The 13,746-nt window shown below is 62.7% G+C and carries 10 protein-coding genes and 1 pseudogene; 10 read left to right on the top strand and 1 reads right to left on the bottom strand.

The genetic code is table 11. From position 1 onward, the window contains the following. Positions 1 to 10 precede the first annotated feature (10 nt). The 8 genes from PI93_RS22250 (at position 11) to PI93_RS22215 (ending at position 6,750) form a co-directional block, all read left to right on the top strand. A complete protein-coding gene (locus PI93_RS22250) occupies positions 11 to 1,507 on the top strand; it encodes an aldehyde dehydrogenase (protein WP_039370091.1) in 1,497 nt (498 codons plus the stop codon). A 74-nt stretch (positions 1,508 to 1,581) separates the two neighbouring features. Beyond that, positions 1,582 to 2,592 carry an ABC transporter substrate-binding protein gene (locus PI93_RS22245; RefSeq protein WP_052240637.1) on the top strand — a complete coding sequence of 337 codons (1,011 nt, stop codon included), beginning with the start codon at positions 1,582 to 1,584 and terminating at the stop codon, positions 2,590 to 2,592. A 13-nt stretch (positions 2,593 to 2,605) separates the two neighbouring features. Continuing rightward, positions 2,606 to 2,947 carry a hypothetical protein gene (locus PI93_RS22240; RefSeq protein ID WP_039370088.1) on the top strand — a complete coding sequence of 114 codons (342 nt, stop codon included), beginning with the start codon at positions 2,606 to 2,608 and terminating at the stop codon, positions 2,945 to 2,947. Then, complete coding sequence (locus PI93_RS22235) at positions 2,947 to 3,165, top strand: recombinase-like helix-turn-helix domain-containing protein (protein ID WP_201278458.1); 219 nt, start codon at positions 2,947 to 2,949, stop codon at positions 3,163 to 3,165. The genes PI93_RS22240 and PI93_RS22235 overlap by 1 nt, the downstream gene beginning before the upstream one ends. A 64-nt stretch (positions 3,166 to 3,229) precedes the next feature. Further along, positions 3,230 to 4,261: an aromatic ring-hydroxylating oxygenase subunit alpha gene (locus PI93_RS22230; RefSeq protein WP_039370082.1), complete on the top strand. Its 1,032-nt coding sequence runs from the start codon at positions 3,230 to 3,232 to the stop codon at positions 4,259 to 4,261. 17 nt (positions 4,262 to 4,278) lie between these two features. Beyond that, positions 4,279 to 4,725 carry a RidA family protein gene (locus PI93_RS22225; protein ID WP_039370077.1) on the top strand — a complete coding sequence of 149 codons (447 nt, stop codon included), beginning with the start codon at positions 4,279 to 4,281 and terminating at the stop codon, positions 4,723 to 4,725. A gap of 53 nt (positions 4,726 to 4,778) precedes the next feature. After that, positions 4,779 to 5,744, top strand: a complete 966-nt coding sequence (locus PI93_RS22220) for a PDR/VanB family oxidoreductase (protein WP_039370074.1) — start codon at positions 4,779 to 4,781, stop codon at positions 5,742 to 5,744. Positions 5,745 to 5,778: 34 nt separating this feature from the next. Continuing rightward, entirely contained in the window at positions 5,779 to 6,750 is a 972-nt protein-coding gene (locus PI93_RS22215; protein ID WP_039370071.1) for a VOC family protein, read from the top strand. 215 nt (positions 6,751 to 6,965) lie between these two features. On the opposite strand, the gene PI93_RS22210 is transcribed toward PI93_RS22215, so the two are convergent. Next, positions 6,966 to 7,511 carry a glutathione peroxidase gene (locus PI93_RS22210; RefSeq protein ID WP_039370068.1) on the bottom strand — a complete coding sequence of 182 codons (546 nt, stop codon included), beginning with the start codon at positions 7,509 to 7,511 and terminating at the stop codon, positions 6,966 to 6,968. 770 nt (positions 7,512 to 8,281) lie between these two features. Here PI93_RS22210 and PI93_RS22205 point away from each other — a divergent pair. Together PI93_RS22205 and PI93_RS25130 are read left to right on the top strand one after the other, a co-directional pair. After that, the gene (locus PI93_RS22205; protein ID WP_052240636.1) at positions 8,282 to 12,763 is read left to right on the top strand and encodes an autotransporter domain-containing protein; all 4,482 of its coding nucleotides are present in this window, start codon (positions 8,282 to 8,284) and stop codon (positions 12,761 to 12,763) included. Positions 12,764 to 12,872: 109 nt separating this feature from the next. Continuing rightward, positions 12,873 to 13,538 (top strand): annotated as a pseudogene (locus PI93_RS25130) (tetratricopeptide repeat protein); the annotation flags it as partial. Between the last annotated feature and the right edge of the window lie 208 nt (positions 13,539 to 13,746).

Here is a 13,746-nt window from a genome sequence, read left to right as displayed (position 1 = left end):
GAAGCGCATCATGAGCCATCAAGATTTGCTGCAAGGGTTTTCGAGCGACATTCTGGTCGGCGGCGAGTGGCGCCCCGGGACAGGCAAGCGCTATCAGAGCCTGTACCCGGCCGACGAGAGTGTGAACGCCGAGATTGCGGCGGCCGGCGCCGAGGATGCCGTCGAAGCGGTGGAAGTGGCCGATGCCGCCTGGCGTCGTGCCGACTGGGCCGGACTGAAGCCGCATCAGCGCGCCGCCGTGCTGCACCGCGTGGCCGACGGCATTACGCAACGTGCCGAGGCGCTTGCGCATCTGCAACGCCGCGACAACGGCAAGCCGATCAGCGAGACGCGCGCACTGGTAGCGAGCGCGGCGGGCACGTTCCGCTACTTCGCGTCGTGTCTGGAGACGCTTGAGGAAACGCTCACGCCGTCGCGTGGCGATTACCTGACGATGAGCGTGCACGAGCCGCTCGGTGTCGTGGCCGCCATCACGCCATGGAACTCGCCGATTGCCTCGGATGCGCAGAAGCTTGCGCCTGCACTGGCGGCGGGTAACGCCGTGGTGCTCAAGCCTGCGGAAGTCACGCCGCTCGCCTCGCTGGAACTGGGCCGCATCTGCGAAGCCGCCGGAGTCCCGCGCGGCGTGCTGTCGGTGTTGCCGGGCAAAGGCTCGGTCATCGGCGACATTCTCGTGCGCCATCCCAAGGTCAAGAAGGTCGCCTTCACCGGGGGCACCGAAGTCGGCCGTGGCATCGCGCGTCTGGCGGCGGACAAGCTCATGCCGGTCTCGCTCGAACTCGGTGGCAAGTCGCCGACCATTGTCTTCGAAGACGCCGACATCGATCACGCCGTCGCCGGTGTGCTCTACGGCATCTTCAGTTCGTCGGGCGAGTCGTGTATCGCGGGTTCGCGTCTGTTCGTTCACAAAGCGATCTTCGACACGTTCGTCGAGCGCCTTGTGGCGGGGGCGAAGCAGTTGCGCGTGGGCGATCCGTTGCGCGAAGACACGCAGATGGGGCCGCTTGTCACGTCTGCGCATCGCGAGTCCATCGAGCGTTACGTTGCCATCGGACTCGAAGAGGGTGGCCGCCTGCTGTGCGGCGGCGAGCGTCCGGCGGGCGATGGCCGCGAGAAGGGCTACTTCTATGCGCCGACCATCATTGCGGGCCTGACGAATCAGGCGCGCATGGTGCAGGAGGAAATCTTCGGACCGGTGCTGGCGGTACTGCCGTTCGAGAACGAAGACGACCTGATGGCCGAGGCGAACGATAGCGTCTACGGGCTGGCGGCGGGTATCTGGACGCGCGACTACAAGCGTGCCTGGCGCATCGGCCGTGCGCTGGAGACGGGCACCGTCTGGATCAATACCTACAAGCAGTTCTCGATTTCGACGCCGTTCGGTGGCTGGAAAGAGAGTGGCATGGGGCGTGAGAAGGGCCGTCTGGGTTTGCTGGAATACACGAATCAGAAGAGCCTCTATTGGGGCATGAACGACAACCCGCTCGCCTGGGCGGGCCGGGTGTGAACGACAGGTAGTGCCAAAGCAAGCCGCGATGCACGGGGCATCGCGGTAATCCGATACTTGAGCGAGGCAAAGATATGTTGTCGATTTTCCGTGCATCGTTGGCGCGCCGCGCGCGTCAAGCCGCCGGCCTGTGTGCCGTGGCAGCACTCACGAGTCTGGCGGCGCCGGTCATGGCCCAGCCAGCGACCCAGCAGATTACCTATCTGCTGCCGGCACCGGCGAACCTGCCGGCCTTTGCGCCGCTGATGCTGGCAGAGAAGAAGGGCTACTACGCTGCGGAAGGGCTGTCGGTGCGTTGGCTGACCGTGCAGGGCGGTGCCGACGTCGGCAAGCAACTCGCGTCCGGCAACGGGGATCTGGGCGGCGGTCTTGGCGACACGCCGATCGTGCTGCGCCCGAACGGTATCCCCATCAAGGGCGTGGCGCTGCTGGGCGGGCGCACGCTGCACCAGTTGGTCGTGCGTGACGATGCGAACATCAAGTCGCCCGCCGATCTGAAGGGCAAGACGATCACCGTGCTCGCCTATCAGGACACCGGCTTCTACGCCACGCTCGGTTTGCTGGCGTCCGCCGGTCTTACGCGCAACGATGCCCGCATTCAGGGCGCAGGCCCGGCCGGTGTGTGGCAGCAAGTGGCCACGGGCAAGGCCGAAGTGATGGTGGGCACGCCGGAGTGGGCGCAGAACATCGAAGACGCCGGGGTGAAGATCACCATGACGTCGACCGACAAGTATTTCCCGGGCATGGCGCAGGCGATTCTGGCGTCGGACAAGACCATCGCCGAGAAGCCGGAGATGATCCGCAAGTTCGTTCGCGCGACGATCAAGTCGGTGGCGGAGATCATGCGCGACCCGGCCGGTGCGGCGAAGGATTACTGCGCCGCAGTCCCTGCCTACAAGGGCAAGGAAGCCGAGATCGAGAAGATCCTCACGTACTACGCCCGCAATGTCTATCCGGGCCAGCAACGACTGGGTGCGTTCGATCCGGCGCGCGTGACGAAGCTGCAGGACTTCTATGCGCAGGAAAAGGTCATCCGCGAGAAGTCGAATCCGGCTGACCTCTTCACCAACCAGTTCGTGCAATAAGGCGAGGCTATCCATGAGCGAGAACGCAACCGCCGTTCAGCCCGAGACGATGTTGTTGACGGTGTTCCTGCGACACGACCAGTCGAACAATCTCGATGCATTTCAGGACCGCCTGAAGGCGGCCGAATGGTGGGAGCGTTTTCCGCCGGCAGGCGTGAAGGTGGTGTCGTGGACGGTGGCAATGGGCTTCGGCCAGATCGTCACGCTCGAACTGCCACCGCATCTGCTGCCTGTCGTCAACGTGGAACTCGAACGCTCGGCCTGGGGCGTGTTTCGCACCGAATGCTATCCGACTTACGACTTCGTACCCGTACACGCGCGCATTCGCGAACGGGTTCGCAATGGAGGGAAATGATGGACCGTTATCTCGAACCGCATCAAGCGCGTCGTCATGAGCCGACGCAATACGAAAGCCTGCTGGGCGACGCCATCGAGCGCGCCTACGCCGCCGGTACGCATGACCTGGCGGGTCTCGTGGCCTATCTGAATCGCACCGGTCCCGGTCCGCAGGACGGCGACGTGTGGACCGAGGCGAACTACACCGCGCAGATCGCCCGACTGGCCGAAGAGTAAATACATCACATAACGCAGTCGCTGCCCGCTGCCCAGTGCGCGGCGACCGCGACGGAGGTCCCCCATGACTACGCAACAGCCTATTCTCACCGCCGACGCCATTCTCGAGCGCGGCCTGAAGCAACTGTGGTATCCGATTTGCCCGTCGCACATGATCGGCCGCGAGCCGGTCTCGCTGCGCCGTCTGGGCAAGAAGCTGGTGTTCTGGCGCGATCAGGACAATCAGGTGCATGCGCTCGACGATCATTGTCCGCACCGTGGCGCCCCGCTCTCGAAGGGCATTGTGATGGGCGACCGGATCGCGTGCGGCTATCACGGCGTGCAAGTGCGTTGCGACGGTACCGTCATGCGTGTGCCGGGCAGCCCCGGCTGCAAGCTCGAGGGCTCGCGTCCGACGCAGTCGTATCACATTGTCGAGCGCAACGATGCGATCTGGCTCTACAACGCGACCGAGAACATCGATACGCCGCCGCCGCTCGTGTTGCCGGAAGAACTCGATGCCGACGGCGAATACTCGTCGTTCCTGTGCTACACGGAGTGGAAGGGCGACTACCGTTACGTGCTCGATAACGTGATGGACCCGATGCACGGCACGTATCTGCACAAGCAATCTCACTCCATGGCCGAGGGGGACAATTCGGCGGCCTTCCGCATTCGCGACACCGACCGTGGTTTTGTCTTCGAGAAGGAAGGCCAGCGCGACGTGAACTTCGACTGGACCGAGTGGGCCGATACCGGCACGCACTGGATGCGTCTCGAAATTCCGTACCCGAAGACGGGCGGCCCCGGCGGCAACTTCGTGATCGTGGGCAGCTATACGCCGATCTCGCCGACGCTCGCTGCCGTGTTCCACTGGCGCTGCCGCAAGCTGCAAGGCTGGCAACGCGATACGTGGCGCTTCCTGTACCGTAATCGTCTCGAAGCGCGTCACTGGGCGGTGCTGGAGCAGGATCGCGTGATGCTCGAAGACATGGAGCCGGACGCCAACCAGAACGAGCATCTGTATCAGCACGACATGGGCATCGTGCGTCTGCGCCGTCATCTGAAGAATCTGGCGAAGGCGGAACTCGAGCGCATGCAACAGGGCAAGGCGTAAGCCGCGCAAGACAGGTCATGTCAATCGATCACCCCCTCAAGGCCGAGCGAATCCGCGCACCGGCCGTGCCCGATCTGGGCACGGCAACGTGGAGCAACGGCATTCGTTTCGGCAACGAGATCCTGATGTCGGGCATGACCGCCCACCCGGCCACGCGCGATTCGGACAAGCCGCTCAGCGCCTACGAGCAAACGCTCGTGGTGCTCGGCAAGATTCGCGCGCTGGTCGAGGCGGGCGGCGGCACGCTGGCCAACGTCTACAAGCTGGTGGTGTACGTAACCAACATCGCCGACAAGGACGAGGTCGGGCGTGCGCGCCGCGAGGTCTTCGCGGAGGTGGCAGCGAACGGCGGCGCGTATCCGTGCTCGACGCTCGTGCAGGTCGGCGCTCTGGTATTCCCGGAACTGCGCGTGGAGATCGAGGCGTTCGCCCGGCTCGATATCGATTTATCCGCTGCGGGCTGACGCGGCGGACCTCATCAGAACAAGCAACATCAGAAACATCAGAGAGCGGCGTTATGAGCAAGTCAAACCTGTCGGCGATGGTGCGCACGCTTCGTTACGAAGCGGCCGGCATCATGAGCATCGAACTCGTGCCAGCGGCGGGCAGCAGTGCGCCGTTTCCCGACTTCACCCCGGGCGCACACATCGATCTGCATCTGCCCAGCGGACTGGTGCGCAGCTATTCGCTCGTGAACGCGCCGGGCGAGGTGAATCGTTATGTCCTGGGCATTCTGGCTGACCCGAAGAGCCGCGGTGGCTCCCGTTTCATTCACGACAATTTCCGCGTAGGGATGACGCTGGACATTTCCGAGCCGCGCAATCACTTCGTGCTCGACGAAGCTGCCGAACACACCGTGCTCGTGGCGGGCGGTATTGGCGTCACACCGATTCTTTGCATGTACCGGCGTCTGCGTGCGCTTGGCCGTCGGGTCAAGCTGATGTATTGCGCGCGCACGGCGCCGCAAGCGGCGTTCGTCGACGAACTGAACGCGCTGGGCGGCGACATCACCTATCACTTCGACGATCAGCACGACGGCAAGCCTGCGTCGCTCGCGGCGTTCCTGTCGGGGCAACCGGCAGGCACGCATGCGTATTGCTGCGGCCCTGGTGTCATGCTCGATGCTTTCGAGGCAGCATGCGCCGACGCGGGCATCGCCAACGTTCATATCGAACGCTTCGCGGCGGCACCCGACGCGCCGCCGCCCGCCACGTCCGAAGGCTATGTCGTGACGCTCGCCAAGTCTGGCAAGGAGGTCGCTGTGCCGGCCGGTGCGACGCTGCTCGACACCTTGCTGGCTGCGGGCATCGACGCCGAACATAGCTGCATGGAAGGCGTGTGCGGCGCGTGCGAGACGCGCGTGCTCGACGGTTGCCCCGACCATCGCGACTCGGTGCTGAGTGCATCCGAGCGCGCGGGGAACAAGGTCATGATGATTTGCGTATCCGGTTGCAAGGGCGACCGTCTGACGCTGGATCTGTGATCGCTCCGACTCCGAACTTTTACCCGAGACTGTCATGACGATTCTGGGCATCGAACAAATTACCTACGGGGTCACCGACCTCGACACCTGCCGCCGCTTTCTGGGCGATTGGGGACTGACGGAAGTGTCGGGCGACGCCAACGGCCTGCGCTTTGAAACGCTGAACGGTTGCCGCGTGCTGGCGGTACGTCACGACGATCCGTCGTTGCCGCCGGCCATGGAAGAGGGGCCGACGCTGCGCGAGGTGACGTGGGGCGTGACCACGGCCGATGAGGTGGCGGCCATTGCCGAGCGGCTCGCCGATCAACCGGGCTATTACTTCAAGGACGGTGCGACCGGCTGCATCGACCCGAACGGTCTGGCGATGCGCGTCGAGGTGACAGGCAAACGCACGCTCGACGTGCAGGGCGCGCCGACCAACCCGTGGGGTGTGCCGGCGCAGCGCGTGAATACGCCCAGCCCGGTGTACGAGCGTGCACAGCCCATCGAGGTGGGGCATGTGGTGTTCTTCACGAATGCGCTGGCAGCGACGCAGGCGTTCTACGAGGACAAGCTGGGCTTCGAGTTGTCCGATCGCTACCCGGAGCGAGGCGCGTTCATGCGTTGTGCGCCGCACGGAGGCCATCACGATCTGTTCCTGCTGGCGTTGCCCAACGGCAAGCGAGGGCTCAATCACGTGGCGTTCACGGTGCGCGATATTCACGAGGTGTTCGGTGGCGGCATGCATATCGACCGCTGCGGCTGGGAAACGCAGTTGGGGCCGGGCCGTCATCCGATCTCGTCGGCGTATTTCTGGTACTTCAAGAATCCTTGCGGCGCGCTCATCGAGTACTACGCCGACGAAGACATTCTCACGCCGGAATGGCAGCCGCGCGATTTCGAGCCGGGGCCGACGGTGTTTGCGGAATGGGCGGTGGACGGTGGGTTGGATGGCAACACGCGTCGCCAGAAGAAGGGCGCCGAAGCGCCGACCGGCAAGTTCATGACCGACACGGCCAAGCGCTGAGTCGGGTCATCGCGGGCGCGTCGATCCGGGGGGAACGGCGCGCCCGTTTTTCGCGAGTTGTCGCGAGAAGCGGAAACCGGCGCGTGACGTTGCCCCATGAGGCCCGGGCAGCGACTTGCCCAGACGTGAGGGGTTGCCCGAGGGGCACGTTGCGCGCCGGCGACCGTCTTGCCGGCGCTGCGACACAGGGGATGATGAGTCCCCTTTGAAGCGACTTACTTGGCCAGTTCTGCGTCGATGGCGGCAACGAGACGCGGATCGTCGGCCTTCACATCCGGCGAGAAGCGGGCCACGACTTGTCCGTTGCGACCGATCAGGAACTTCTCGAAGTTCCACAGCACGTCGGCGGGGTTCTCCCGCTCGACCCCAAATCCTTTCAGACGCTCACGGAACGGGCCTTCGCCGATCGCCGCAGGCTGCGCTTCGACAAGCGCCGTGTAGAGCGGGTGGCGGTCCTCGCCCAGCGCGGAGAGCTTCGCGAACAGCGGGAACGTGACGTTGTACTGCGTGGTGCAGAAGTCGAGGATTTCGGCATCGGTGCCGGGTTCCTGACCCTTGAAGTTGTTGGCGGGGAAGGCCAGCACTTCGAGACCGGCGGCGCGCTTGTCTTCGTACAGACGCTCCAGTCCTTCGTACTGCGGCGTAAGGCCACACTTCGACGCAACGTTGACGACCAGACGTACTTTGCCGGCGTAATCGCCCAGCGTTGCCGCGGTGCCGTCGTTGCGATTGACGGCAATGGTTTCGATGTTCGTGCTCATACGTAAATTCCTTTCCGAAAATGATCCGAGAGTGGCTGCGGTGAACGAAGCCGAGTGTATCGGAACCCTGGAAACCTCGCTGACGGGGTTTGCATGCGCCCAGGGAGACATCGCTTCACTTGGCGGTATCGTTTTATGAAAATCGGGTTGCCCTGGAGTGAATGTAAGCAATATGTAAGCTGAGCGTTGCCTTGAATGCCCTGGCGTAGAGAGAGATAAAACGGGGCGAACAAATTTTCCTGGATCGCCCTGTTCGTTATCTCGATATTACATATTTTGTGGAATTTTCTAGGCGACGTGTTGTATGTGATGATCAGAAAATTATCAATAAAATCAATGATTATTTCGGAATCCTCGATTCCCGATTGACAGTCGGGAAAGCTTGTGAAAGTATTCGCGGAATTAAAAATAGTTACCGCATATAACAAGTACACAGCGCTGATCGACGGCGTGAGTCAATAAAACGGGGTTGTCCAGATGCTTCGTATTGCTTTTCAGACGTCTCGCGCGTTTGTGCGAACGCAAACTTCCTTTGCTGCACAGCAAAGCGACGCCTTTCCGACCGTCCCTGTCTTACTTGTCCCCCGCATCGCAATATCTCGCGTCATGACGCACTAGCGTCTGCGCCACCTCCCGCTTCATATGCGCCTCATCAACGGACTTTGCCCGCGCGGCGGAGTCTTTGCGTTGGCATCACGGGCGTTCGAGCGGGGTCGCACCGAATTCAGAAACCGTCGAATTAGAAACAGAATACTCATCAGGGGAATTGAATGAATCACGTCTATCGAGTGGTGTGGAGCGCCAGTCTTGGCATGTATCAGGTGGCGTCGGAGGTGGCGAGTGGTCGCGGCGCGAAGTCGCGCTCGGTCGATCGCCGTTGCGCGCGTAATGCCGCAATGACGGCGATTGCCGTGATGTCGCTCAATGCCGCAACGGCGTACGCAGTGCCTTTGCCTGTCGCGACGATAGGTGGCACGACGATGCTTTCCGAGGGGGTACAGGACACATCTTCGTCTGACTGGAGTTACACCAACGCCGATCTCTCGATCACAGGTACGACGTTCGCAACGATTACAGGTAGCCTCGGATCCATCGTCAATACGGGCACGCTGAGCGGCGCTTACGCGCTGTCGGCCTCGACGGCTGCCAACATCGGGGTGATCGAGAACAACGGTTTGATCGCTGCCTCCGGGGCGAACAGCTCGGCTCTGTTCAATGGTGGCACTGTTGGCACGCTGGTCAACCGTGGTTGGGTGACGACGGTGGCCTACAGTGGTATCAGCAACGGCGGATCGATGACCCGCTTCGAGAATTACGGCGACATTACGGGGGCGTCGCAAGGGCTGTACAACAGCGGCACGCTGAGCTCAGCCCTGAACGCAGGGGCGATTCGTGCGCCATCGGGTTACGGTGCGCTCAATGTGGCGCAATTCGGCCAGTTGACCAATACGGGGCTGATCACCGGCGTTTACTATGGTGTGGGGTCTGTCAAGACAGGCGCGGCGAACCCGCAAATGGACGTCTTGACGAACAGGGGCACGATATCGGGGGGAGAGCGAGGCGTATCGAACGTTGGTTCCAGCATCGGGACGATCGACAATCAGGCGATTGGCCAGATTCTCGCGACCGGCGACAAGACATCTGTGGCAACTTCCGCCATCACGAACTTCAACTCGACTATCAGCGGTACTCCCTATCAGGGAACCATCGGCGTTATCAGGAACGCAGGGGTGATCTCAGGTGGGTACTACGGTATCTACAACGAAGCCGGTATCGGCACGATCAACAACCTTGGCGGCGGACTGATTACAGGGCTGGGCGGTGCAATCTCGAATCAGGCGATCACGTCGTCTATCGGGCAAATCGTGAATGCGGGCACGATTGCCGGCTGGATCATCAACCGCTCGCCGAATAATCTGAACATCAGCGGCGCTACGGACGGCACCTTCGGCACGCTCACCGGCTACGGACCTAACTACTCCAGCACCATCGTGAGTACGCAAGCCGACGTGCACTTCAATGGCGGCAATCTGCTGCTCGACGATCACTTCGATCTGGCCAATACCCGCACGGCCTATAACGATTCGTCGGTATTGCAGATCAATAATGCGCTGCGCGTCGCGGGCAATTACTCGCAAGGTGCCGCCGCTACGTTGCAAATCGGTGTGGCCAGCGGTGCGATCGCTACGGGAAACGTCGCTACCGATGCCGGCTACGGTCGCCTGCTTGTCGCGGGTAACAGCTACATCGCGGCGGGCTCGACCATCGCGCTGCAATCGCTGGGCTATAACTTTGCGGCGGGGCAGCGCTACGTGGTGATCGACACCGTGGGCTCGGCAATCTACAACGAAGGCTCGCTGCGCTATGTCGTAAATGGCAATCCTGCGTTGTCCGCCAGCGGCGCCAAGGTCGGTAACGGCAATAACCTGGATCTGGTGGTGACGATCTTCGCGCCGCAGTTCCTAGGCACAATTGGCGGGACTACGGCGCTCGTGCCCGGCAGTCCTGTCAACGCCTCGCCCGACTGGGCGTTCGATGGCACGAACCTCACTATCTCGGGAACGACGTTCGGCTCGATCAACGGTTCGCTCGGTACGCTGACGAACAACGGTACGTTGACCGGCACGTCTGCCCTGTCCGTCGGGGGCAACGGCGGCGGCATCGGACGCATCCAAAACAACGGTCAGATGCACGCGACCGGCGCGACCGACTCGGCGATTTACAACGGCGGTGTAGTTGGCACGCTCGTTAATCAGGGAACGCTGCTCTCGGACAACATGGCCGGCGTGAACACGGTGAATGTGCTGACGCGGCTCGAAAACAACGCTCAGATCACGGGCGATCGGTTTGGCGTAGCCAATACCGGGGTGCTGACCACGGCAGTCAACACGGGCACGATCTCGGCCACCTCGGCGCAGTCGACAGCGGTGGGGATATGGAGCACGGGGCAGGTCGGTTCGATCAACAACAGTGGGCTGATCTCGGGTTACACGGGCGTGATGCTCGTCCCGTCGGGCAACATTTCGCCGCGCTCGACGCTGGGCAATTTGACTAACAGCGGCCGTGTGGTCGGAACGTTCGCCGGGCTGTCGAACTATGGCGGTACGATTTCGAGCGTCGACAATCTTGCCAATGGCCGGTTCACAGGCACCGACGCGACTTACTCGTCGGGCATCAACAACGGCTGGACGACGGCCAATGGTATTGCTTACGCCGGAACGATCGGCGCGATCAATAACGCAGGTACGATCTCTGGCGGCTACTACGGGATCTACAACGAGGCGAGCATTGGGACCATCAATAACCAGGCCAGTGGCGTCATCACTGGCCTGGGGGGGGCCATTTCGAATCAAAGTACCACCTCGTCCATCGGTCAGATCAACAATGCGGGCGTGATTGCCGGCTGGATCATCAACCGCTCGCCAAACGATTTACGTATCAGTGGCCCGTCGGATGGCACGTTCGGCACGATTACCAGCTTCGGTCCGAACTACAGCGGCACGATCGTCAGCACCCAAGCCGATGTTCGCTTTAACGGCGGCAACCTCGTGGTCGGCAACAACTTCGATCTGGCCGGCGTGCGCACAGTCAACAACGATGCCTCGGTGCTGCAGGTCGACAAGGCTGTACAGGTCTCGGGCAATTACGCGCAGGCGGCGGGTGCAACGGTTCAGTTCGGTGTCGCCGCCAATGCAGTCACGACGGGCGATGTGGCGACAGACAGTGGCTACGGTCGCCTTGTCGTCAGCGGCAACACCACCCTGGCCGCAGGCTCGAGCATCGGCCTGCAATCGCTCGGCTACAGCTTTGCCGCCGGCCAGCGCTTTGTGGTGATCGATACGGCAGGTATCGCCAACTACAACGCCAACTCGCTCGTCTACCGAGTGAACGGATCCAAGACGCTCGACGCGAGCGGCGCCGAAGTGGCGAGTGGCACGCACAAGAATCTGGTGGTTACGCTGGCCAACGGCACCGGGGCGAACAACCCCAGCGGCAATGGCGGCATTAACACCGGTGAAACCACGGGTGGTACGGGGGGCAGCGGCGCAGGCAGCGATCCGGTGGCGGGCAACGGCAACAATGGCGGTGGTCTGCCTGCGTTCGATCCGCGAACCAACGCCACTATCGCATCGACACCCAACGCGGCATCTTCGCTGCGCGGATTGCTGGGCTATACCGGCGTGAGCGATCCGCAGTTGCTGAACCTGTTCAACGCCACGCTCGGTGCACTCAGCGACCGGTCGGCCGACTCGGCCAACCGCATTGGCAAGCAACTGGCGCCCGCACAGAACGCGCGCGCCGCAGGGGCGGCCACGTTCGATTCGCTGGGTGTGGTGAACTCGCACGTCAATGGTCTGCGCGTTGCGCAAGCTGGCGGCACCGGGGTTGCGACGGGCGACAGTGCAGCCAACTGGGGTGTCTGGGGACAGGCGTTTGGTGGTCACGCCAGTCAGTCTGCGCGTGACGGCGTCGATGGCTACAGTGCGAACTATGGAGGGCTGCTTGTCGGTGCCGACCGGGCATTTGGCGACCGTGTGCGGGCGGGGGGGGCGTTCCAGTTCTCGCGCACCGTCATCAATAATGACGGCAGCACGTCAGGCAATTCGACCAGCGTGAACGGGTACGGCTTGATCGGTTACGCGGCCTATACGGGCGAGCCGTGGTATGTGAACCTGACCGGTTCGGTGGTGCTGCAACGCTACGACTCGAAGCGCTTCGTCACGATGCAGGGTTTCAACGGCATGGCCAACGGCAACTTCAACGGTCAGCAGTACGTGACCAGTGCCGAGTTCGGCTGGCCTCTGGCGGTTGGTCGCGCCGTCGTCACGCCACTCGCAAGCATTACGTATAGCTATCTGAATCAGAACAGCTATACGGAAACGGGCGGTAACGGCACGGCATTGTCGGTGGGCAGTGCGGGCAGCAGTTCGGTGCGTAGCGCGTTGGGGGCCAAGTTCGCGTTGCCGTTCGAGACCTCGACGGGCACATGGGTACCCGAGCTGAGCGTGCGTTGGGTTCACGAGTACAACCGCACGCGCCAGACGACGGGGGCGAGCTTCGCTGCCGATCCGATCGGACAGACGGGGTTCACGACCGTGGGCGCCACGCCGGTGTCGGATCTGGCCGAGATGTCGCTGGGTCTCACGCTGATGAAGGCGAACAATCTGAGCGCTTCGATTCGCTACGACCTGCAGGCGGGCTCCGGCTTCGTGTCGCACACGGGGATCGTGCGCGTGCAACAGCGCTTCTGATCGTCCGACGCGCTCGGACAATGCCGGCGGACGCAGTCATTGACATGGCTGCATCCGCCGTGAAAGTATCGCGCAGTCACGAACTTTCCCACCGCCCCATTCCCTTCCGATGTCTTCCCCTTCGACGCCCCCCGGCACGCTGACTTTCACGCAAGCCATTGCGCTGGCGCATTCGCATTGGCAGGCAGGGCAAGCGCCACAGGCGGAACTGCTGTGCCGGCGCGTGCTCGACGTGTCGCCCGAACATCCCGATGCGCACTATCTGTTGGGCTTGATGGCGCATGCCTACGGCAAGCGGGACATGGCCATCGATCATCTTCGGGTGACGTGCCGCGCACCGAATGCTCCCGCGTCCGCTTGGTCCGATCTTGCCGAAATGTGCCGGCAGGCGGGACGTCTCGACGAGGCGCTGACAGCGGCGCGACGGGCCGTCGCCATCGATCCGGCGTTTGCTGCGGGATGGAACAATCTGGGCATTGTGTTGCAGGAGACAGGGCAGCTTGACGAGAGCCTGTCATGTCTGACCCGGGTGAGCGAATTGCTGCCGGCCTCGGCCGATGCGCAGAACAATCTGGGTAACACGGCGCGTCTGCTTGGACGTCTGGAGGCTGCCGAGAGACACTATCGCGCCGCCCTTGAGCGAGATCCGGAGCGCGCCGATACGCATAGCAATCTGGCGTCGCTACTGAGCGCGCAACAGCGCTTTGCCGAGGCGGAGACGCTCGCGTGTCGAGCCATCGAGCTGGCCCCGCAGTTTGTTGATGCCTACCGGAATCTCGCCGACATCCACCTCGCGCGCGGCAAGGTGGCGGAGGCATTGCAGATCGTCGAGGTCATGTCGGCGTTCGCGCCGAAGCACCCGTCGACCCTCGTGACGCGTGCGCGGATTCTGCGGCTCGTCGGGCGGCTGGACGAAGCACTGACGAATGCCCGTGAAGCGTTGGTCCTGCTGCCGGAGAGCGCCGATGCGCAGGCGGCGCTAG

This window comes from Pandoraea fibrosis, assembly GCF_000807775.2.
Taxonomy (GTDB): domain Bacteria; phylum Pseudomonadota; class Gammaproteobacteria; order Burkholderiales; family Burkholderiaceae; genus Pandoraea; species Pandoraea fibrosis.
The sequence above is the reverse complement of the archived record's forward strand: the minus strand, read 5'-3'. Positions and strand labels throughout refer to the sequence as shown.